This is a genomic window from Slackia exigua ATCC 700122 (assembly GCF_000162875.1).
Lineage (GTDB): Bacteria > Actinomycetota > Coriobacteriia > Coriobacteriales > Eggerthellaceae > Slackia > Slackia exigua.
The window spans coordinates 522,100-542,105 of sequence record NZ_GG700631.1; the positions used below are offsets into that span (position 1 = coordinate 522,100).

General features: G+C 63.9%; 12 protein-coding genes. 2 read left to right on the plus strand and 10 right to left on the minus strand.

The window, feature by feature from the left end; all coding sequences use genetic code 11:
- Window position 1: 1 nt before the first annotated feature.
- The 4 genes from HMPREF0762_RS08375 to hisS form a co-directional block, all read right to left on the minus strand.
- On the minus strand, window positions 2-1,405 hold the full coding sequence (locus HMPREF0762_RS08375) for a Mur ligase family protein (RefSeq protein ID WP_006363236.1): 1,404 nt from the start codon (window positions 1,403-1,405) through the stop codon (window positions 2-4).
- Between the two features lie 10 nt (window positions 1,406-1,415).
- Window positions 1,416-3,509 (minus strand): glutamine synthetase III family protein, encoded by a 2,094-nt coding sequence (locus HMPREF0762_RS08380; RefSeq protein WP_006363237.1) that lies wholly within the window; start codon window positions 3,507-3,509, stop codon window positions 1,416-1,418.
- Window positions 3,510-3,656: 147 nt separating this feature from the next.
- Window positions 3,657-5,435 carry an aspartate--tRNA ligase gene (gene aspS / locus HMPREF0762_RS08385; protein ID WP_006363238.1) on the minus strand — a complete coding sequence of 593 codons (1,779 nt, stop codon included), beginning with the start codon at window positions 5,433-5,435 and terminating at the stop codon, window positions 3,657-3,659.
- A 77-nt stretch (window positions 5,436-5,512) separates the two neighbouring features.
- Window positions 5,513-6,877 carry a histidine--tRNA ligase gene (gene hisS, locus HMPREF0762_RS08390; protein WP_006363239.1) on the minus strand — a complete coding sequence of 455 codons (1,365 nt, stop codon included), beginning with the start codon at window positions 6,875-6,877 and terminating at the stop codon, window positions 5,513-5,515.
- Window positions 6,878-7,458: 581 nt separating this feature from the next.
- On the opposite strand from hisS, the gene HMPREF0762_RS09365 reads away from it, so the two are divergent.
- Window positions 7,459-7,710 (plus strand): hypothetical protein, encoded by a 252-nt coding sequence (locus HMPREF0762_RS09365; protein ID WP_006363241.1) that lies wholly within the window; start codon window positions 7,459-7,461, stop codon window positions 7,708-7,710.
- Window positions 7,711-7,825: 115 nt separating this feature from the next.
- On the opposite strand, the gene HMPREF0762_RS08405 is transcribed toward HMPREF0762_RS09365, so the two are convergent.
- Window positions 7,826-10,819 carry an insulinase family protein gene (locus HMPREF0762_RS08405; protein ID WP_006363242.1) on the minus strand — a complete coding sequence of 998 codons (2,994 nt, stop codon included), beginning with the start codon at window positions 10,817-10,819 and terminating at the stop codon, window positions 7,826-7,828.
- A 169-nt stretch (window positions 10,820-10,988) separates the two neighbouring features.
- Here HMPREF0762_RS08405 and HMPREF0762_RS08410 point away from each other — a divergent pair, with 169 nt between their 5' ends.
- The gene (locus HMPREF0762_RS08410; protein WP_006363243.1) at window positions 10,989-11,837 is read left to right on the plus strand and encodes a SurA N-terminal domain-containing protein; all 849 of its coding nucleotides are present in this window, start codon (window positions 10,989-10,991) and stop codon (window positions 11,835-11,837) included.
- A 140-nt stretch (window positions 11,838-11,977) separates the two neighbouring features.
- Here the strand turns inward: HMPREF0762_RS08410 and HMPREF0762_RS08415 are convergent, their stop codons facing one another.
- The 5 genes from HMPREF0762_RS08415 to pth form a co-directional block, all read right to left on the minus strand.
- Window positions 11,978-12,604: a DUF47 domain-containing protein gene (locus HMPREF0762_RS08415; RefSeq protein ID WP_009077795.1), complete on the minus strand. Its 627-nt coding sequence runs from the start codon at window positions 12,602-12,604 to the stop codon at window positions 11,978-11,980.
- A gap of 304 nt (window positions 12,605-12,908) precedes the next feature.
- Window positions 12,909-13,604 carry an MBL fold metallo-hydrolase gene (locus HMPREF0762_RS08420; RefSeq protein ID WP_040619484.1) on the minus strand — a complete coding sequence of 232 codons (696 nt, stop codon included), beginning with the start codon at window positions 13,602-13,604 and terminating at the stop codon, window positions 12,909-12,911.
- Window positions 13,605-13,685: 81 nt separating this feature from the next.
- Entirely contained in the window at window positions 13,686-16,028 is a 2,343-nt protein-coding gene (locus HMPREF0762_RS08425; protein ID WP_006363247.1) for a RelA/SpoT family protein, read from the minus strand.
- A 14-nt stretch (window positions 16,029-16,042) separates the two neighbouring features.
- Window positions 16,043-19,354, minus strand: a complete 3,312-nt coding sequence (gene recJ, locus HMPREF0762_RS08430) for a single-stranded-DNA-specific exonuclease RecJ (RefSeq protein WP_040619586.1) — start codon at window positions 19,352-19,354, stop codon at window positions 16,043-16,045.
- Between the two features lie 86 nt (window positions 19,355-19,440).
- Window positions 19,441-19,998: an aminoacyl-tRNA hydrolase gene (gene pth, locus HMPREF0762_RS08435; RefSeq protein WP_006363249.1), complete on the minus strand. Its 558-nt coding sequence runs from the start codon at window positions 19,996-19,998 to the stop codon at window positions 19,441-19,443.
- Between the last annotated feature and the right edge of the window lie 8 nt (window positions 19,999-20,006).

Here is a 20,006-nt window from a genome sequence, read left to right on the forward strand (position 1 = left end):
GCTATCGCTCCCCTTCCGCATCGGCCGAGACGGCCGGCACCCCGCCGGCCAACGCGGCAACCGCGCCAGGATCGGCGGCGATCGCATCGATCTGGCGGCGCACCTCGGGAAGCGCCGTGTAGTTCGCGATGACGTAGACCTTCCCGTCTTCGGGAGACGTCGCATTGAGCACATCCCGCACGTCGGAGACCACGCGCGCATCTATGCCCGCGTACTTCAGGCGCACCTGCATGTCGTGCGCGCGCGAACCGCCGACGAACGCCTTCAGCCCTTCGATCTTCGACCAACGTTCGAAGTCGATGTCGAAGAACCAGGAGACGTCGCGGCCGTCGGGGTCGTTGTCGTTGACGAACAGGGCGAGCACGCGCCCTCTCTCGGTGAGCACGATGCCGATGTTCTGGTTGAACCCGGTCGGATTCTTCGCGAGGTTCGTCATGACCGCACGGTTCCCCAGCTCGTACGTCTGAAGACGTCCGTTTTCCGGATGATAGGCGCTCACGGCGCGCTGGAAGCCTTCGAAGGACACCAGGCCGGAGAGCATGGAGACGGCATAGGCCGCAAGCACGTTGTAGAGCATGTAGGTGCCCGTCTGCCCCGTGCGCACCTGGCATCCGTCGATGTCGAACACCAGCTCGCCGGCGTCAAGACGTACGTTCTTCGCCTCGAAACGCAGGTCGGGACGCTTCCACCCGCACTGCGGGCAGCGATACGAGCCGAGCTGGCCGTAGTGGATGTAATCGTAATCGAGCTGCGCCCCGCATGACTGGCAGAAGCGGCTTTCGCTGATGCGGTCGGCCGCAAGCCCGAGGTCGCTCGATATGCCGAACGCGACCTTGGGATTGCCGATGCGCTCGGCGATGCCGGCGCAGAGCGGGTCATCGCCGTTGTAGACGAACGCGGTTTCAGGGCTGGACGCAAGCGCGCCTGCGACGACGTCTTGGATATGGTCGATCTCGCCGAATCGATCGAGCTGGTCGCGAAAGAGATTGAGCAGCAGGAAGAACCTCGGACGCGCCTTCGGGACGACGAAGCGCGTGTACATCTCGTCGCACTCGAAGGTGGCGATGGGCACGTCGCTTTCAGCCGCCGCGCCGACGCGCACAGGCTTGACGAGCATCGACGTGACGACGCCCGATTCGAGGTTGTTTCCTTCGCGGTTGCAGCGCAGAGGACGTCCGCTCGTAGCCAGGCAGTCGGCGATCAGGTTGTTCGTCGTCGTCTTGCCGTTCGTTCCGGCGACCACCGATACGACCTCGGTCGATTCCGTCAAACCCGCAAGCACGTCGCGGTCGAGCCGAAGCGCGATGCTGCCGGGAATGTTGCCGGCGGCACGATGCATGAAGGTCAGGCCGGCCCAGCGGGCCGACCTTCCCATGAACGCGGCGAAGGAGGAGCGTAAACGCATGAGGCTCCTTTTACATGTAGAAGAGGATGTCGTCGTAGGTAGGAACCGGCCAGTAGTCGCGCGCGACGATGGGTTCCATCGCGTCGACGCTCGCGCGCAGGCGCTCCATGAGCGGCGCGATCGTGTGCGCATAGGAGTCGGCCTGCTCCTGCGCGTCCGCAAGGGCGCGCGTCGCATCATGGGCGTCGCGCAGCGCGCCGATCCCCTCGTAAATGGCATCCACGCCGGCGAGCAGCATTTCGAGCTCACGACGCTCGTGAGCCATCGAGGCGGTGGGCTGCGCGCCTTCGATGGTCGTGATACCCTTGGCGATCTTCGTCGCATACGCGCTGATGACCGGCAGGTACGTACGGCGTGCCATCCGCAGCATCGTAGTGGCCTCGATATTCATGAGCTTGTTGTACTTCTCGAGCTTGACCTCGTAGCGGCTGCGAACCTCGGGCTCGGTGAGAACGCCCATCTCGCCGAACAGATCGATGCTCTTCTGGCTGACGAAGCATGGCAGCGCATCGGCCGTGGTCTTGAGATTGCTCAAGCCGCGACGTTCGGCCTCGCGTTCCCACTCCTCCGCATAGCCGTCGCCGGAAAACAGGATGCGGGTATGCTCGGACAACGTCTTGCGCGCGTATTCGAGCGCGGCGTGCTCGAACGAGACGCTCGTGTCGCGCGCTTCCATCGCATCGGCGAAATCCTTCAAGGACTTCGCGACGGCTGTGTTCAGAATGAGGTTCGCATCGGACACGTTCTGAGAGGATCCCGGCATGCGGAATTCGAACTTGTTGCCGGTGAAGGCGAACGGGCTCGTGCGGTTGCGATCGGTCGTGTCGCGATCGAAGGTCGGAAGGACATCGACGCCGAAATCGAGCTGGGCATGGGATACGTGGCCGGCGAGCTGGCCGGACACGAGGCCCTCGACGACGCCCGACAGCTCGTCGCCCAGAAAGATGGACACGATGGCCGGCGGCGCCTCGTGCGCCCCGAGGCGATGGTCGTTGCCGCAGGACGCCGTCGACATGCGCAGCAGGTCCTGGTAATTGTCGACCGCCTCGATAACGCAGGTCAAGATGACAGCGAACTGCAGGTTGTCCTCGGGTGCATCGCCCGGGTCGAGGAAATTCTCGGATTCGGACCCGAACGACCAGTTGTTATGCTTGCCCGATCCGTTGATGCCCTCGAAGGGCTTCTCGTGCTGGAGGCAGACGAGGTCGTGGTGCGATGCGAGCAGGCGCATCTCCTCCATCGTGAGCAGGTTCTCGTCGACCGCGCGATTCACGTTGCAGAACACGGGCGCGAGTTCGTGCTGGGCGGGAGCGACCTCGTTGTGCTTGGTCTTCGCAGCGATGGCGAACCCCCAGAGCACGTCGTCGAGCTCCTTCATGAAGGCGTTGACCGTCGGGCGGATGGCGCCGAAATAATGCTCGTCGAGCTCCTGCCCTTTGCAGGGCGGTGCCCCGAAGAGCGTGCGGCCGCACATGATGAGGTCCTGGCGTTTGGCGTAGACCTCCTCGGGTATGAGGAAGTATTCCTGTTCGTTGCCGACGTTGACCTGAATGCTTGACGGATGCTTGCCGAAGAGCGCGAGCACGCGCTTGGATTGCTTTTCGATGGCCGAGATGGAACGCAGAAGCGGCGTCTTCTTGTCGAGCGCTTCGCCGTTGTACGAGCAGAACGCCGTCGGAATGCAGAGGACCTCGTCCTTGATGAAGGCGTAGCTCGTCGGATCCCAAGCGGAATAGCCGCGGGCTTCGAAGGTCGCGCGCAGGCCGCCCGAAGGGAAGCTCGAAGCGTCGGGCTCGCCCTGGACGAGCTCCTTGCCGGTGAACTTCGTGATGGCCGTGCCGTCATGGCAGGGCTCGAGGAAGGCGTCGTGCTTTTCGGACGTGATGCCCGTCAGAGGCTGGAACCAATGGGCGTAATGCGTGGCGCCGTGGCTCAAGGCCCATTCCTTCATGCCGTGGGCAACGGAGTTCGCGACCTCGAGGTCGAGCGGTTTCCCCTGCTTGATCGTCAGATTAAGCTTCGCATACGTATCCGAAGGAAGGTATTCGCGCATCACCTGGTCGGAAAAGACCGTCGTGCCGTAGCGCTCTGAAAGGTTCCTCATCGATTGGCTCCTTGGGACCGGGATGAACTTCCTGCATCATACCGCACGCCCTGCGCAGACGCGTTGCGCGCGGGTTAACGGAAAGCGGCGCGGCCGGCACCCGAAGATGCCGGCCGCGGCCGAGGCCGCCGTGCGACGGCGCACGCGTTACAGCAGACGCAGGCTCACGTCTTTGAGCTGGCGACCGGACACGGCCGAGGGCGCGCCGGTCATCGGATCCGCAGCAGAAGAGGTCTTCGGGAAGGCGATGACGTCGCGGATCGATTGCTTGCCCGCAAGCAGCATGACCAGGCGGTCGAGCCCGAGCGCGATGCCGCCGTGCGGGGGCGCTCCCAGCTCGAGCGCATGGATCAGGTGCCCGAACTTGCGCTCCATGTCCTCGTCGTCCACGCCGCAGCGCGCGAGCACGCGCTTCTGCAGCTCGGCATCATGGATTCGGATGGAGCCGCCGCCCATCTCGAAGCCGTCCATGACGATGTCGTAGGAATAGCTTCCGCACGCCAGCGGATCGGTTTCGATCTTATCCCAGTCCTCGCGGGGGATCATCGTGAAGGGATGGTGCTCCGCCGCGTACTTCTTCTCGTCCTCGTCGAACTTGAACATCGGGAAATCGACGACCCAGAGCAGCGCATGGCCTTCGCGATCGATGCCCAGGGCGTCCGCCATATGCAGACGGAGGGCGGACAGCACCGCGCTTGCGATATCGAAGGAATCGGCGGCGAACAGAAGCAGGTCGCCCGGCTCGACGCCGGCGGCTTCCTTGATGGCGGCATGGACCTCGTCGCCCAGGAACTTGATGATCGGGCTCTTCTCCTTGCCGTCGGCGGTATAGGCGATCCAGGCCATGCCCTTGGCGCCGTTGTCGGAAGCGACCTTGGCGAGCTTCTCGATCTCGCCGCGCGACCAATCGCCCGCGCCCTTGGCGTTGATGCACTTGACGACCCCGCCCGCTTCGACGGCCTTGGAGAACACGCCGAAGCCGCAGCCTGCGACGATATCGGTCAGATCCACGAGCTCCATACCGAAGCGCACGTCGGGACGGTCGCAGCCGAATCGGTCCATGGCCTCTTTCCACGGCATGCGCGTAAGCGGGAACGCATGCTCGACGCCGGCAGCGGCGAGCACTTCCTTGAACACGCCTTCCATCATGTCCATGACGTCGGTCTCTTCGACGAAGGACATCTCGATATCGACCTGGGTGAACTCAGGCTGGCGATCGGCGCGCAGGTCTTCGTCGCGGAAGCAGCGGGCGATCTGGTAGTAGCGCTCGATGCCGCCGACCATGAGCATCTGCTTGAACTGCTGGGGGCTCTGCGGCAGCGCGTAGAACCTGCCCGGGTTCGGGCGGGAAGGAACCAGGTAGTCGCGCGCGCCCTCGGGCGTCGAGTTCGCGAGGATGGGCGTTTCGACCTCGATGAAGCCGCGTTCGTTCAACGCGGAGCGCATCGCCTGCGCCACGATGTGGCGCAATTTGATGGACGCATACATCTCGGGACGGCGCAGATCCATGTAGCGCCATTTCATACGCGTCGTCTCGTCGGTTTCGATGCCGTCTTCGATGGAGAACGGCGGCGTGACGGACGTGTTGAGCACCTCGATCGCGGAGGCGAGGACCTCGATCTCGCCGGTCGGCATATCGGGGTTCACGGCTTCGGCCGCGCGGGTGCGCACCGTGCCGGCGACCTTGAGCACGTATTCGCGGCCCAGATGCTCGGCCTTGGCGAAATCCTCGGCGCTCACGCAATCGGGATCGACGACCACCTGGGTGTAGCCTTCGCGGTCGCGCAGGTCGATGAAGATCAGCCCGCCGTGATCGCGCGTATGCCATGCCCAGCCGCACAGGACGACCGATGCGCCGGCATCGGCCGCGCGCAGCTGACCGCACGTGCGGTCGTGCATGCTGTACTCGTTCAGAAAATCCGTCATGGTCGTGTTTGCTCCTTATCGTGTTCGAAAAAGCCGGGCGCCTGCGCGGCACGCGGCTGGAATGCCCTGGATGCCGCCTACCCCTGCGTGGGAGCCGCGAACGTCGAATCGTCCACGACGTCGCCGCTGAACCGCGAGAGCAGCTGCTTGCTCTGCTCGATCGATGCCGTGCGCTCCTCGTGCGTGACCATGTCGCGCACCACCACCTGGCCGTGCTCCAGCTCGTCGGGACCGACGACGATGACCTTGCGGGCATTCATCTTGCCGGCGGCTTTGAACTGGCTCTTGAGGCTCTTGCCCTGATGGTCCATCTCGACGCGCAGACCGGCGTCGCGAGCCGTGCGCACCAGATCGAACGCGACCGATCGGACCGTCGCGTCTACGCAAGCCACATAGAGATCCACGTAGGGAGACGCCTCGGCAAGCGCGCCCGACGCTTCGAGCGCGAGCATCACGCGTTCGTACCCGAGCGCGAAGCCGAGCCCGGGCGTGGGACGGCCGCCTACCGTTTCCGCGAGCTTATCGTAGCGACCGCCGCCGCCGATGGCATTCTGAGCGGCATCGATGGCGTTGGACTGCACTTCGAAGACCGTGCGCGTGTAGTAGTCGAGGCCGCGCACGAGCGTCGGATCCTCCTCGTAGGCGATGCCCGCGACGTCCAGATACGACTTCACGGCCTCGTAGTGGCTGCGGCAGTCGTCGCACAGATGGTCGGTGATCCTGGGCGCCGATGCCATGACGTGCGCGCATGCCGCGTTCTTGCAATCGAACGCGCGCAGCGGATTGGCGTCGGCGCGGCGGCGGCATTCCTCGCACATCTCATCGGCATGGGACAGGATGTGATCGCGCACCATGGCACGGTAGGCGGGGCGGCAGCGCTCGTCGCCCATCGAGTTGACGTAGAGGGTCATGTCGGATGCGGGAATGCCCATCTTCTCGTAGAAGCGCACGAGCATGATGATCATCTCGGCATCGGCCGTAGGCTCGGTGGAGCCCAGGCATTCAGCGCCGATCTGGTGGAATTCGCGCAAACGGCCCTTCTGGGGGCGCTCGGCGCGGAACATCGGGCCGGCGTAATAGAGCTTCGCCGGCGTAGCGCCCTGCTCGACCAGATTGTGCTGCACGACGGCACGCACGACGCCTGCGGTGCCCTCGGGGCGCAGCGAAAGGCGCGACTTCCCCTTGAGACCGGCATCGGTACCCGCCTCGAGGCTGCGGCGGTAGTTCTCGCCGCTGCGCACGACGAACATCTCTTTGTTCACGACATCGGTGGCTTCCCCGATGCCGCGCGTGAAGACCTCGGTCTGTTCGAAGATCGGGGTCTCCATGAAATCGTAGCCGTAGGCCGAGAAGAGCCTCGCCGCGACATCCTGGGCATGCCGCCAGTGACGAGCTGCGCCGGGAAGCAGATCGACGGTTCCTTCCGGTGAGTTGTATGCCATGGAAGATCCTTAGGTTCCAAGAAAACACGTAGCTTGGAATTTTAGCACCTGTTCTGGGCTTTGCGCAGGACGTGCGGACGCTACCACAGGCATATCATCACTTGGATGCTGCAAGGGGGATCGAGCGCGGGCGCATGCGTGCGTACGTACGGCACCGAGCGCAGGCGCATGCGTGCGTACGTACGGCACCGAGCGCAGGCGCATGCGTGCGTACGTACGGCACCGAGCGCAGGCGCATGCATGCATATGTACGGTTTCGAGCGCTGGAGCATGCGTGCGTACAGCGACGACGGTGCGTCTCCTTCCCTTCCGCAGTGTCATAAAATCCAAGTTTAGTGGCATTTTGCTTGTCGCATGACTCATCGCATACCATAGAATAAACAACATATAGTATGATTATATAATTTATATGCCATATATTGAATTATGAAAGAAGGAACGGCTGCCTTTCATATCGCAAGAAGCGCCTCGATGCCACTAAACTCCTTTATTCTGGCACCGAGACCCGAAACGCTTGCGTTTTTTCGCACAACGTCGATTTTTTGGTCGAGTGGGCCCCGTCGGGGGATGAACCTCGTCGAGTGGACCTCGTCGGGTGGTGGGCCTCGTCGGAGGATAGGCCCCGTCGAGTGGTGGGCCCCGTCGGGGGATTGCCCGCAAACGGCGTCAGATGCCGCGGGCGGCAAAAACCGCAGAAGGAGACAGCGTTCGCGACGACGTTCGAGACGACGAACGCGACAGCGTTCGAGACAGCGAGCGCGACGGTGTTCGAGACGGTGTTCGAGACGGTGTTCGAAACAGCGTTCGAGACTCATCGCGCCGACAGGGGCTAGACCGCCTTCCGCTTTTATCCAACGTCATCCCCGCTTCAGCATAGACAATCCGGAACATCCGCGTCGGACATGGGAATCAGTCCCAAACCGACACGGATGCCCAGACAGACGGGCTCTATTCGTTGAAGAGGTCGACGACCGCAAGGTCCGTCTTCGCCGCCTTGATGATGGCTTCGTTGCCGAAGACGCAGACGGCGCCATCACGCGCGATGGCATCGAGGCCCGCGGCGTAGCCGCGCAGCGTCTCGGGCGTCGTGGCCAGGATCTCGTCGCGCCGCCGCGCGCGGGCATCCGGCGCATCGCCGCGGAAATATGCCTGGTCGCTGCGGCGTGCGATCTGCCTCGGCTTGACCGGCGCATCATGGCTCGCCGTCGTGCTGACCACATAGCCTTCCATCTCATCGGCATCGGGCGAGAATTCCGCAAGCCATGCGCCTGCGGCGTCGAACCGCGCGATGGTGCCGTCGATGCCGGGGTCGCGGTACGAATGGAAGCGGGCCGAACCGGTCGCCGCGCGACGGAAGCCCGTGCCGTACGCCCCGCCCTTCACGCGCACCTCGTTCCACAGATAATCGAACGAAAGCGCCGACGAGAGCACCGCCCACGAACCTGAATGCCGCGTGCACCCGGACACGTCCGCGCCCTTGGCGACATAGGCGACATCGGTCGGAACGATGAAGGCCTCGTTCTTCACGCCCGTGAACGGGATGCGCAGCGGCCGCCCGTCAGCGCCCATGGCAAGCCCCATATTCCCCGCCGCTTTCCAGAACGCCGCACGATCGGCATCAGGGCCGGTGAAGCTCGACATGAGGCCGCGCATCGTGAAGGCGCGGGCGCGCACGTCGTTCAAGCGTTCGTGCAGCTCATCGAACCGTTCGTCGAAATGATCGATCAAATCGCGCAGGAACCGATAGAAATCGACGCCGCCCATAGCTTCCTGCACCGCGCCCGACGGTCCTTGGTACGAAGCGAGGCGACGGCTCGCCGCGGCATGGCCGTTGGCGGCGAAGTCCTGCTCCATGGAAACACGGCGCTGCACGAGGATGTCGCGGATGCGGCCGGCGTCGTCGAAGCGCGTGGACGACCAGATGTCCTGCGGAATGGATGCAAGGCTTCCCACTTCCTCGGACAGCGCGCTCGCGGACACGACGAGCTTGAGCTCGATGCGCGTCGGATCGTCGACATGCTCGACGATATCCGTGAACGCACGCAGCGACCCGAGGCGCGAACGCGTGCGGACGTCGATGTCCGCAGCGGACAGCCCGTCTGTTCCCAAGCGTCCGAGCAGCGACGTCAGAATAGAAATGTAAGGCAGGTCCTCCCACGTCAAGCGGTTGATATCGAAATAGTGCGAAACGTAGTCGATGCGACGGGTCGGAAGGTCGTGGTACAGATAGGGCGCGGATGCGTCCATGAGCAGGCGCGGCGCGGGATCGGGCGTCGCGGGACCGATGTCGGAGATGTGCAGCACGGGCAGGCATGCGAGCTCTTCAGGGGAGTCGGGCCTCTCCTGCAGCTCGCGCAGCATCGCGACATCGGCGCGGATGGAGGCCTTGTCGCCGTCGGACAGCGACGCCAGACGCTCGGCCAGCTCGCGCGCCTCGTCCCCCTCCCCTTCCTCTGCCTGGGGACGGATCTCGACCAGCGCCTTGTGAACATTGCCCGGCACAAGCGCTTCAAGCACATCTTCGAAATACCCGTCGTCAAGGCCGGCGCGCATGCGTTCGAGCGCCGCTTCGTAGCGCAGGTATGCAAGGGGGTCATCGTCGTCGTAGAGCCACCCCGCCATGACGTTCATGGCAAGCGGCACGCCGTCGGCCATGCCGCGATCGCGTTCGCGCAGGCTGAACGCCATCTGCGAAAGCGAGGCCTCGAGCACGTCGCGCGCGATGCCCTCGCGCGCAAGGCGCGCGGATTCCTCCTCGATCACCTCGAGGAAACGGCGCGCCGCACCTTCGTGCGCGCTGCGCACATAGAACAGCGCGACCGGCTGCGCCTGCGAATCCATGAGATAGGCCGAAACGTCGCCGCCGAGGCCCTCGTCGAGCAGGCGGCGCTTGAGAGGCGACTCGTTGCCGCCCATGAGCGCGTCGAGAAGGATGTCGCAGGCGAGCACGCGTTCGAAATCGTGCGCCTGCCCGATCACGTAGCCGGCGCCGACGCAGGCGTTTTCAGGAGCGGTGTCCATCGGCACGACGGCATCGAGCACGCAGACGGGCGCCTGCGCGCCGATGGCGTTCGGCGCGGCTTGCGTGCGCGGACGCGCGATGGACAGATAGCGTTCATCCAGGAAGCCGAGCACCTGGTCGGCATCGATCGCGCCGTACAGGATGATGAACGAATTATCCAGGCGGTAGTGGCGCGCATGCGTATCGAGGAAGCCTTCGTAGGTAAGCGTCGGAATGGCGCGCGGATGCCCGCCCGACTCGAACGCGTAGCAGGTGTTCGGGAAGAGCGCATGGTTCATCTCGCGCACGAGCACGCTTTCCGGGTCGGACAGCGCGCCTTTCATCTCGTTGAAGACGACGCCGTTGTAGCGCAGCGCCTCGGGAACGTCGGGAGCCGAGGACGAGGTCGGCGCGATGGGCGCATCGGGACCGTCATCGGCAATCGGCGCATCCTGCGCATCCGACGCAACCGGCTCAGGTGCGCCGTCAAGCTCGTAGTGCCAGCCCTCCTGCTCGAAGATCGCGCGCTTTTCGTAGATGCGCGGGTTCAGCACGGCGTCCATGTATACGTCGATAAGGTTGAGCAGATCCTTGTCGTTGGTGGACGCCACGGGATACATCGTCTTGTCGGGGAAGGTCATCGCGTTCAGGAACGTCTGCATGGACGTGCGCAGCAGGTTCACGAACGGCTCTTTGACCGGATACTTTTCCGATCCGCACAGCACCGAGTGCTCGAGGATGTGGAAGACCCCGGTGTCATCCGCAGGCGGCGTCTTGAACGTGATGGAGAACGACTTGTTCGCATCGTCGTTTTTCAGGAATGCGAGGCGCGCGCCGCTTGCAGCGTGGCGCATGACGATCGCCTGTCCGTCGATTTCGGCCACGTCTTCGACCGTTTCGACCGTGAAACCATGAATCTCCTGATAAGGATGGAATTCCATAGGGATGCCTTTCAATCGCAGGTTGCATGTGGACTATAGCACGGCAATCGGCCTCCGCAGACGCGGCGACGCCGGGCCGCGCCGCTTCATCGCCCGCAGGAGCGCTCTTCGAAACGCATGCGGACGCGCGCCGTATAATGAACCTCGCGACACGATCGGAAGGACGCGCATGAGGGTCGAATGGATAGATCAGGATGCAGAGGCGTTCCGCATGCTGTATGCGCACATCTTTCTGGATGCCGAGGACGTGGATACGCACGTCGGAGCGGCATACGAACGCCTCGCCCGCATCCTGAAATGCGACGCAGAGGCGGCGCGGGAACGAGCCCAGGTCATGCTCACCGATTCCGAGATAGAGCGGTTCATGGCGGAAAGCGTCATGGCGCGCGTGGCCGACGACCTGGACGCCGATCTGGATGTTCCCACGATGTACGCGCCGGCCTGCGAGCGTCGCGATCCATGCCGCGAAGGAGAGCTGTTCTCGTTCGCCGTGAAATACCTGCTGGTTCCCGCGATGGAGCTCGATTTCGAGAGGCCCATCGTCCTTGCCGAGGGCGACGACGAGAATGCGCGCATCGATGCGGCGCTGTCCGCCCGCATCCATGGCGAAATCCCTCAGGCGCACCTGAAGCTCCAGATCGATGCCGTGCGCACGGAATTCCGCGCCGAACTGAAGCATCGCGGCATCACCAGCAAGGAATACCGCATGCAGCGCCGTCTGAAGCCGCAGGAGCTCGTCGATGAGCTGCACGATAAGGCGTGCGAACGCGTGAAGCGCGACACGGCGCTCGAACTGGCCTTCAAAGCCTCGGAATCGGAGCCGGACGCGCTCGAGGGCCGCATGAACGGCCTGCTCGTCGCCCAAGCGAAGGGCACGAGCCAGTCAGAAGACCTGCGCCGCGACATGAAGGACGCGGGACGCCTCTACCTTCTTCGACAGCAGGCGCGCCGCGATATCGGCTTGGATTGGATCAAACGATCGGTCGTGATGAAAGAAGGGGCGGCGCAACCCGAATAGCCGCACCACCCTTGAAGATTCGCTCCGTTCCCGCCGGATCCTTCTCGCACGGATCTTCGCGCGCAAGAATCGAGAAGGCCCCTGCCTGCGGCGGTTCGACCATGCAGGCTTTCATCCAAGGATTCCGCCGGATCGTAGCCCTACGAATTCTTGAGCAAGATCGTGCCCATGATGTCGGAGACATGCTCGCAGGCGTCGATCGCGTTCTCGAGGCGCTGGTAGAGCATATCCCCTACATGCACCTGGATGGGATTAGTCGAATTGGCGTACAAATCGTGCATCGACCGGAAGAACAGCTCGTCGCCCTCTTCCTCGATGCCGGCGATGTCGTCGATGAGCCCCATGATCTTCTTGGACTTCTTGAAGTTGCGGAATTCCTTGAGGGCCGCGCAGAGCGCCTTGGTGCTCTTGCGCAGCAGCTTCGCATAATCCTTGAGCTCTTCGGGCAGCGTTTCCACGTTATGCATGTAGAAGCGCTGGATGGTGCCTTCGAGGTAGTCGATGACGTCGTCGAGGCCCTTCGTGATCGTGATGATGTCGTCGCGATCGAGCGGCGGCATGAAATCGACGGCAAGGGCGTTGAAGACCTCATGGGCCACGACGTCGCCCTCGTGCTCGATATCATGGGCCTTGTCCACGAGATCCTTGAGGCCGTCGACCCCGGGATAGTCGTCCACCGCGTCGCAGAGGATCTTGACTTCGCGCGCCGCAAGATCGGCCTGGCGCTCGAACGCATCGAAATAGTTGAACCGCTTCTTATGAGCCATCATGGTCCTTCCGAACACCGTTCACAGGGCGCATGCGCGCGCCAGTCGAGAGATTAGCAAAGTTGCACGTCGGCGCGCAATAGCCGGATATGCCCCCTGGGAAGCCGTTGCCGATACGTTTTCTGCATATCGAGCGCGTCGCGCAGGAACGGGCCCTGTCAGAGGTCCGACGCTCGCCCGCGTCCGCCGGGCAGACGAGCGTCGTCGAGATACGGCACATCGTCAAACCGCGCCCGCACGCGCCCGCCGGGCAGACCTCGCATCCCCCGCAACGAACACGCCGCCGGCTCTGCGTTCGACGCCCTTAGAACGCCTCGATCGTGCGATGACGCTCCATGCCGATCGTCGTGAGATTCTCATGGCCGGGGAAGACGATCGTCGCGTCGGGCAACGGGGCGAGCTTCTCGCGCATGCTGCGACGCATCTCCCGGGCGCTTCCGCCCTCGAAATCCACGCGGCCGGTCGCGCCGCAGAACAGCGTGTCGCCCGAAAGCAGGATCCCCGGCTTCATGACGCCCGCATCGTCGGATGCCGCGGGAAGGTACAGGCAGATGCCGCCTTTGGTATGACCCGGCGTATGGATGACCCGGAATTCGAGCGACCCGACCCGAACGACGTCGCCGTCCGCGACCTTTCGGTCCACAGGAACGCCCTCGATGAAGGGATGCTCGGGATCGTAGGGATTCTCCTGTCCGCGCTCGATGAGGCCCGCATCCGCCGCATGGCAGATGACCTGGGCGCCCGTACGTTCGACGAGCTCGGGGAGCGCCGCCACGTGATCGTGGTGGTTATGCGTCAGGACGATGCGTTCGAGCGTGAACCACCCGAGCGCCGACATAATGGCATCGGGATCGCCCGACGGATCGACGACCATGGCGGGCGCGCCTTCCTGCCGGCCGTCCGAAACGATAAGCGTGTTGTTGTCGATCGGCCCGATGACCAGAATGGTCACGGGAACGCAACCTTCTTCGCAGCGGAGAATGCGCGTACAGGAAACCATGGATGCCCCTTTCTTGGAATGCGCCGGCACGGCGCGATCGTTCGGAACGCGTCGGGGCCGCGGCATGCGACCCCGCACGTATCAGTGATGGCGGATCGATTCACCCGGCAGCATGCGGCGCGCCTCGAAGACGCCGTTGATGCCGCGCAGATCGGCAAGCACCTTCTCGATATTGGATACCTGGGACACCTGGAAGAGATAGCGCATCTCGACGAGGCCGTCCGTATGGCTCGATGTGCTCGATGCGAGCACGTTGACGCCCGTGTCGGAAAGGGCGTTGATGATGTCGCGCAGGAGGTTCATGCGATCGATCGCGCCGACGTAGACCTCCACCTGGTACGACGTTTCCTTCGAGGGCGCATCCTCCCATTCCACCTGAATGATGCGGCCCGATTCCTGCAGCAGCGCCTTGGCGTTCGGGCAGTCCGCACGGTGCACCGACACGCCGCGGCCGCGCGTCACGAAGCCGATGATGTCGTCTCCCGGAACGGGGTTGCAGCATTTGGACAGGCGCACCGGGGCATCGTCGAGGCCGGTGACCACGATGCCGTTGGGCGCATGGGCTTTACGCTTGCGCGCACGCTTCACCGTCGTGAGCATGGGAACCGACGCGACGCCGGTCACCATCGAAAGCTCGGGGGCCGCATCTTCGTCAGGCGTGGGATCGAGGATCTCGAGCAGGCGGTTCGAAACGTGCGCCACCTTCTCCTTGCCCGCTCCGATGGCGACGAGCATATCGTCGACGTCTTTGAATCCCATCTGCTCGCAGACCTCGCGCTGGGCGCGCACCGACGCGGTCGACCCGAGGCCGAATCCATGCTTCTTCAGCTCGTGCGCGAGCTTGTCGCGCCCCGCCAGAAGGTCGTCGTCGCGATTCACGCGCGAGAAATAGGCGCGGATCTTGCTGCGTGCCGAAGGCGTCTTCGCAAGCTTGAGCCAATCGCGCGACGGGCTCGCGCTCTTCTGCGTGAGGATCTCCACGCGGTCGCCCATCTGCAGCTCGTAGGAAAGAGGCACGATCGAGCCGTCCACCTTCGCGCCGACGCAGTGGTTGCCCACCTCGGTATGCACGGCGTAGGCGAAATCGATCGGAGTGGCGCCCGAACGCAGGCTTATGACCTTGCCCGCCGGCGTGAAGACGAAGACCTCGGTCGGCGCGAGGTCGACCTTGAGCTCGCTGAGGTATTCACGCGAATCCTGGGTCTCGTCTTGAAGGTCGACCATCTGGCGCAGCCAGGCGATCTGCTTGTCGAAGGCCGCATCCGCCTTGGCGCCCTTCTCCTTGTAGCGCCAGTGCGCGGCGATGCCGTATTCGCTCATGCGATGCATGTCCTCGGTGCGGATCTGCACCTCGAGCGGCCGGCCCGACGGACCGATGACCGTCGTGTGCAGGCTCTGGTACATGTTTATCTTCGGCATGGCGATGTAGTCTTTGAAACGGCCCGGCATCGGATGCCACCGCGAATGCACCGCCCCCAACGCCGAATAGCAGTCTTTGAGCGTCTTCACGATGATGCGGACGGCTATCAGGTCGTATATCTCCGAAAAACCCTTGCCGCGCTGGGTCATCTTCATATTGATGGACCACAGGTGCTTCGGACGGCCCATGATGCGCGACTCGATGCCGAGCTCGTCCAGATCGCCCGTGAGCGTGTCGATGACGCCGGCCAGGTAGTCCTCGCGATCGGCGCGCGATTCATCCACCATGCGCGCGATGCGGCGGAAACGCGTCGGCTCTAGATAGTAGAAGGCGAGATCTTCGAGCTCCCACTTGATGGAGCCGATGCCGAGACGGTGCGCGATGGGCGCGTAGATCTCCATCGTCTCGTGCGCCTTGAAGATGCGGCGGTCCTCTTTAAGCGCCGACAGCGTGCGCATGTTGTGCAGGCGGTCGGCAAGCTTGATGACGATGACGCGGATGTCCTTGCTCATAGCGACGAACATCTTGCGGATCGTGGCCGCCTGCTCGTCGGTCAGGCTCTCGACTTCGATCTTCGTGATCTTGGTCACGCCTTCGACCAGCTGCGCAACCTCAGGATTGAAGGTTTCGGCCAATTCCTCGTCGGTGACCTCGGTGTCTTCGACCGTATCGTGCAGAAGGGCCGCGGACAGCGTGTCCACGTCCATCTTGAGGTCGGTCAGGATGATCGCGACCTCGATCGGATGCTGCACGAACGGCTCGCCGCTCTTGCGACGCTGGCCCTTATGGGCGGCGGCGGCGAAGCGGTATGCGCGTTCGAGCTGGCCGAGGTCTTCTTCGGGAAGATACGTCCCGGCGAGTTCGGAAAGCTTCGCGAACCGTTCGTCGGGAGTCGTGTCCGTGTCAGAGGCCGGGGCCGATGCCGCCTCGATGGCTGCGGGAAGCACGGCCGCCCCCGTCACGATGTCTTTGGATCGCATGGAACCGCTGCTCGCGTCTGTCATGGAAGCTCACCTGCCTAACCCTTCGTGCCTGGGAGGATAGGACGCACGATGCGTCCATGGAGATCGTCGGGCGATGCGCCGATCGCCCAATTTCGGAAACGGCCGAACGTCTCCCGCTCCTCCATGCCTTCTCGATAGTACACGCTGTCGGTCAGCTCGACCTTGCCGGCCCCGTCGTTCATGCGCACGCGCCGCATGCCGTCGTCCGCATCGTCATCCACGCAGATGAGCTCCAGCTCCTCGAACACCTTCAACGCGCTGCGGCAGGCGTCGGCGCCGAGGGTCGCGCGGCCGCATCGCTCGGCGAGGATCGCGTCCGTCAGCACGGCACCCTCGGGACCTGCATCTTTCGTTGCGCGTTTGACCTCGCGATACGCCTGCGCCATATCATCATGCGAAGGCGCCGCCGCGGAAAGGATGCGCGCGCACGCGTCGGCGTCGGCACGCCCGAAGAGCGCATGGACGCAGGCGTTGGCGCCGTCGCGTCCGGCGCGGCCGCTCATCTGGTTGAATTCGATCTCGGAAAACGGCATGCCGTAGAGCGCCACGTGGCGCACGTCGGGAATGTTGACGCCTTCGCCGAACGCCGACGTGCAGACGAGCACCTTCAACACGTTGTCTCGGAACAGCGATTCGATGCGTTCGCGCTCGTCGCGCGAAAGCCCCGCGTTGTAGAAGCCGATCTGCATGGCGACATGCGGCGCGAGCTCGCGCAGGCGCCGTGCGAGATCGACGGTGCCGACGCGCGAGTTCACGTAGACGATGGTCTTCTCACCCGACGAGATGACGCTGGCAAGATAGCTGTCTTTGTCCCTCAGGCCGCGGCGATCGTCGAACAGCAGGTTCGGGCGCGTCGTGTCGTCGAAGATGGATTCGTCGATGGAGAAGACGTCGTCGGCCGTTTCCGCGACGACGGTGGGCGCCGTGGCCGTAAGCGCGAGGACGACCGGATTGCCCAAGGCTTCGACCAGCGAGGAAAGCCCCGCATAGGCGATGCGCCTGCGCGCGCTGCGTTCGGCCATGTGATGGGCCTCATCCACGGCGATGAAGCCGAAATCGCCGCTTGAAGCGAGCCTTTTCGCATGGCATTGCGCGAATTCAGGCGTCGTCAGCACGATGTCGACGCTGCCGTCGGCGATACCCGCGTAGATGCGCTCGCGCTCGGCCAGGTCCGTCTCGCCCGTCAGGGCCGCCACGCCGATGCCGAAAGGCTGAAGCGTCTCGGCCATATGGAAGCGCTGGTCGGCGATAAGCGCACGCAGCGGGTAGACGAACAGGCTCGCCCTGCCGTCGCGCAGCGCGATGCGCGCGGCATGCGTCTGGAAGATGAGCGACTTGCCGCGTCCCGTTCCCATGACGGCGAAGGTGTTCTTCCCCGCCTCGAGGGACGCAAGCGCGCGGATCTGCGACTCATGCAGGGATTTCGACCCGATGAGGGTATCCACGATGCCGTCCACGAGCACGTCGGGGTTGTCTGCGGCGACGCGGCTCCAGTACGCGCGCGCCTGGACGGCCTCGGCGTCGGGAGAGAAATCGACCTCGACGTCATGGGCCGGGCGATCGCCGTTGAATTCGTCGTACATCTCGCCGACGAATTCGATGTCGTCCGCAGGCAGGCAGGCGCGCATGGCCGGGCAGAGCGCGAGAGGTTCGATGGACTGGAGCATGGCCTTGACCTTGCGGCGGCCGCGCCACTCGTCCACCTGCGCTTCGAAGACCGCGTCGACGACGCATCCGCAGGAGATCAGATCCTCGATGCCCGCAGGATGGAACATGATGCCGTCCACATGGTGGATGCCGTCGGTCAGCGTGCAGGACAGATGGTTCTTCGCGGCGCCGACGGCACGGCAATTCGATATGCGGACGTTGCGCGCGATCAGGCGCGGAGTGGGGTTTTCCTGCCCGAACGGCGCCAGGCGCTCCAACGCCTCGACGGCATCGATGGTAAGCTCGCCCAGACGGACGTCGGCATCGATGGACAGCAGCGGATGGAAGCTGCTTTCCGGCAGCGCATCCATATAGGCGCACAACCGCTCGGTGAATTCAGGGAGCTTGTCGGCCGGAAGCGTGACGCCCACGGCGGCTTCATGGCCGCCGAAACGCGTAAGGATGTCGGAGGTCTGCGCGACGGCTTTGAACAGATTGACCTGACCGACGCTGCGGCCTGAGCCGCGCGCTTCATCACCTTCGATGGAGAAGAGGATGGTCGGCACGCCGTATTTACTGACCAGGCGCGATGCGACGATGCCCTTGACGCCTTCGTGCCAGCCTTCGCCCGAGACGACGAGGGCATGCTGCCCATGGTAGATGTCCTCGGCCTGCGCGAGGGCGACTTTTGCGAGGTCGGCTTCGATAGCGCGGCGCTGGTCGTTGACGGCATCGAGCCGAGCGGCCTTCTCGGCCGCGGCATCGAAGCCGTCTTCCATCAGAAGCTCGGCCGCCAAATCGGCGTTGCCCATGCGCCCTGCAGCGTTCAAGCGCGGGATGAGGGAAAACGAGAGATTCGTGGCCGTGAGCGGCTTGCCGGACACGTTGCAGACGCCGACGAGCGCCGCGATGGACGGACGGGGATGTTCGTTCATGCGCGCCAGACCGTCGGACACGAGGGCGCGGTTCTCCCCGACGAGAGGCATGAGATCGGCCACGGTGCCGAGCGCGGCGAAGTCGGTGAACGAGCGCCAGAGGTTCGGCTTGCCGAAGCGCGCCCCCAATGCCTGGACCAGCTTCAGCGCAACGCCGACGCCGGCGAGGATCGAGCTTTTGCAGCCCGGATCGGTCTTGGGGTCGCAGACGATGCATTCGGGCATGCTCTCGCCCGGCTCATGATGATCGGTGATGACGACGTCCACCCCGAGCTCGTTGAAACGCCGGGCCTCCTTGCCGTTCGAAATGCCGCAGTCGACCGAGACGACCAGGTCGGGTTTCGATTCGAGCGCACGGGCGATGGATGCCTCGCTCATGCCGTAGCCTTCTTCGAACCGGCGCGGGATGAGCCAGCACGCATCGCCGTCGAGGGCCCGCAGACCGCGCGTGAGCACCGTGGTCGCGGATATGCCGTCCAGGTCGAAATCGCCGAAGACGAGGATGCGCTCATGCGCGCGCAGGGCCGCCTCCACACGATCGGCCGCTTCCTGCATGCCGGGGATCGTATAGGGGTTCAGCCAATCGCGCTCCAGGTCGGGAGAAAGGAACAGGCGCGCGTCCTCGATCGTCTTCACGCCGTGGGACACCATCGTGGCGGCCACGAATCGAGGGAGGCGGAACTCGGACATAAGCACTGACACCGCGATGGGACAGGCGTCTTTGATTTCGAACTGCGCTGACATAATGCTCGCCATCTTCAATCATGCGTCGTGTATTGCCCCTCATTGTCGCATATTTGGAAGACGGCGCGGCCAGCGCCATGCAAAGCCTAATTGTATTCTTGCTGGGTCTTAGCCAGTCCATGCTCGAGAAAATAGAGAACGGCCTGGGATCCCAGATGGGCCGCTTGCTGGAAATCGTCCCAGGCTTCCTTCCTCGGCGTGCCGAGCACCCAGTCGACCACCGGCATGCGCCCGGGAGGACGTCCGATGCCGATGCGCACGCGCGCCCAGTCCTTCGTCTGAAGCTTCTCGGCGATGGACTTCAGACCGTTATGCCCCGCAAGCCCGCCGCCGAACTTCACGCGGATGGTGCCGGGATCGATGTCGAGCTCGTCATGGATCACGACGATGTCGTCGGGCGTCGCCCCGTAGGCGGCGGCAAGCTGCTTGACCGGGCCGCCGGATGCGTTCATGTAGCTCTGCGGCTTGGCAAGCACGATGTCTTCGCCCCGATAGGCCGTTTTGCCCGTCAGCGCGCCGCATTCGGACTTCCAGTAGCTGACGCGCAGCTCGCCGGCTAGAAGGTCGATGACTTCGAATCCGGCGTTATGCCTGGTATGGGCGTATTCTTCCCCGGGATTGCCCAGGCCCACGATCAGATGCATGCGCGCAC

Excerpts from the sequence above, each read along its gene's own strand:
- HMPREF0762_RS08425 (WP_006363247.1), bottom strand. The coding sequence starts at position 16,028 with ATGACAGACGCGAGCAGCGGTTCCATGCGATCCAAAGACATCGTGACG.
- HMPREF0762_RS08380 (WP_006363237.1), bottom strand. The coding sequence starts at position 3,509 with ATGAGGAACCTTTCAGAGCGCTACGGCACGACGGTCTTTTCCGACCAG.
- aspS (WP_006363238.1), bottom strand. The coding sequence starts at position 5,435 with ATGACGGATTTTCTGAACGAGTACAGCATGCACGACCGCACGTGCGGT.
- pth (WP_006363249.1), bottom strand. The coding sequence starts at position 19,998 with ATGCATCTGATCGTGGGCCTGGGCAATCCCGGGGAAGAATACGCCCAT.
- HMPREF0762_RS08415 (WP_009077795.1), bottom strand. The coding sequence starts at position 12,604 with ATGGCTCATAAGAAGCGGTTCAACTATTTCGATGCGTTCGAGCGCCAG.
- HMPREF0762_RS08375 (WP_006363236.1), bottom strand. The coding sequence starts at position 1,405 with ATGCGTTTACGCTCCTCCTTCGCCGCGTTCATGGGAAGGTCGGCCCGC.
- hisS (WP_006363239.1), bottom strand. The coding sequence starts at position 6,877 with ATGGCATACAACTCACCGGAAGGAACCGTCGATCTGCTTCCCGGCGCA.
- HMPREF0762_RS08405 (WP_006363242.1), bottom strand. The coding sequence starts at position 10,819 with ATGGAATTCCATCCTTATCAGGAGATTCATGGTTTCACGGTCGAAACG.
- HMPREF0762_RS08420 (WP_040619484.1), bottom strand. The coding sequence starts at position 13,604 with ATGGTTTCCTGTACGCGCATTCTCCGCTGCGAAGAAGGTTGCGTTCCC.
- recJ (WP_040619586.1), bottom strand. The coding sequence starts at position 19,354 with ATGTCAGCGCAGTTCGAAATCAAAGACGCCTGTCCCATCGCGGTGTCA.
- HMPREF0762_RS08410 (WP_006363243.1), top strand. The coding sequence starts at position 10,989 with ATGAGGGTCGAATGGATAGATCAGGATGCAGAGGCGTTCCGCATGCTG.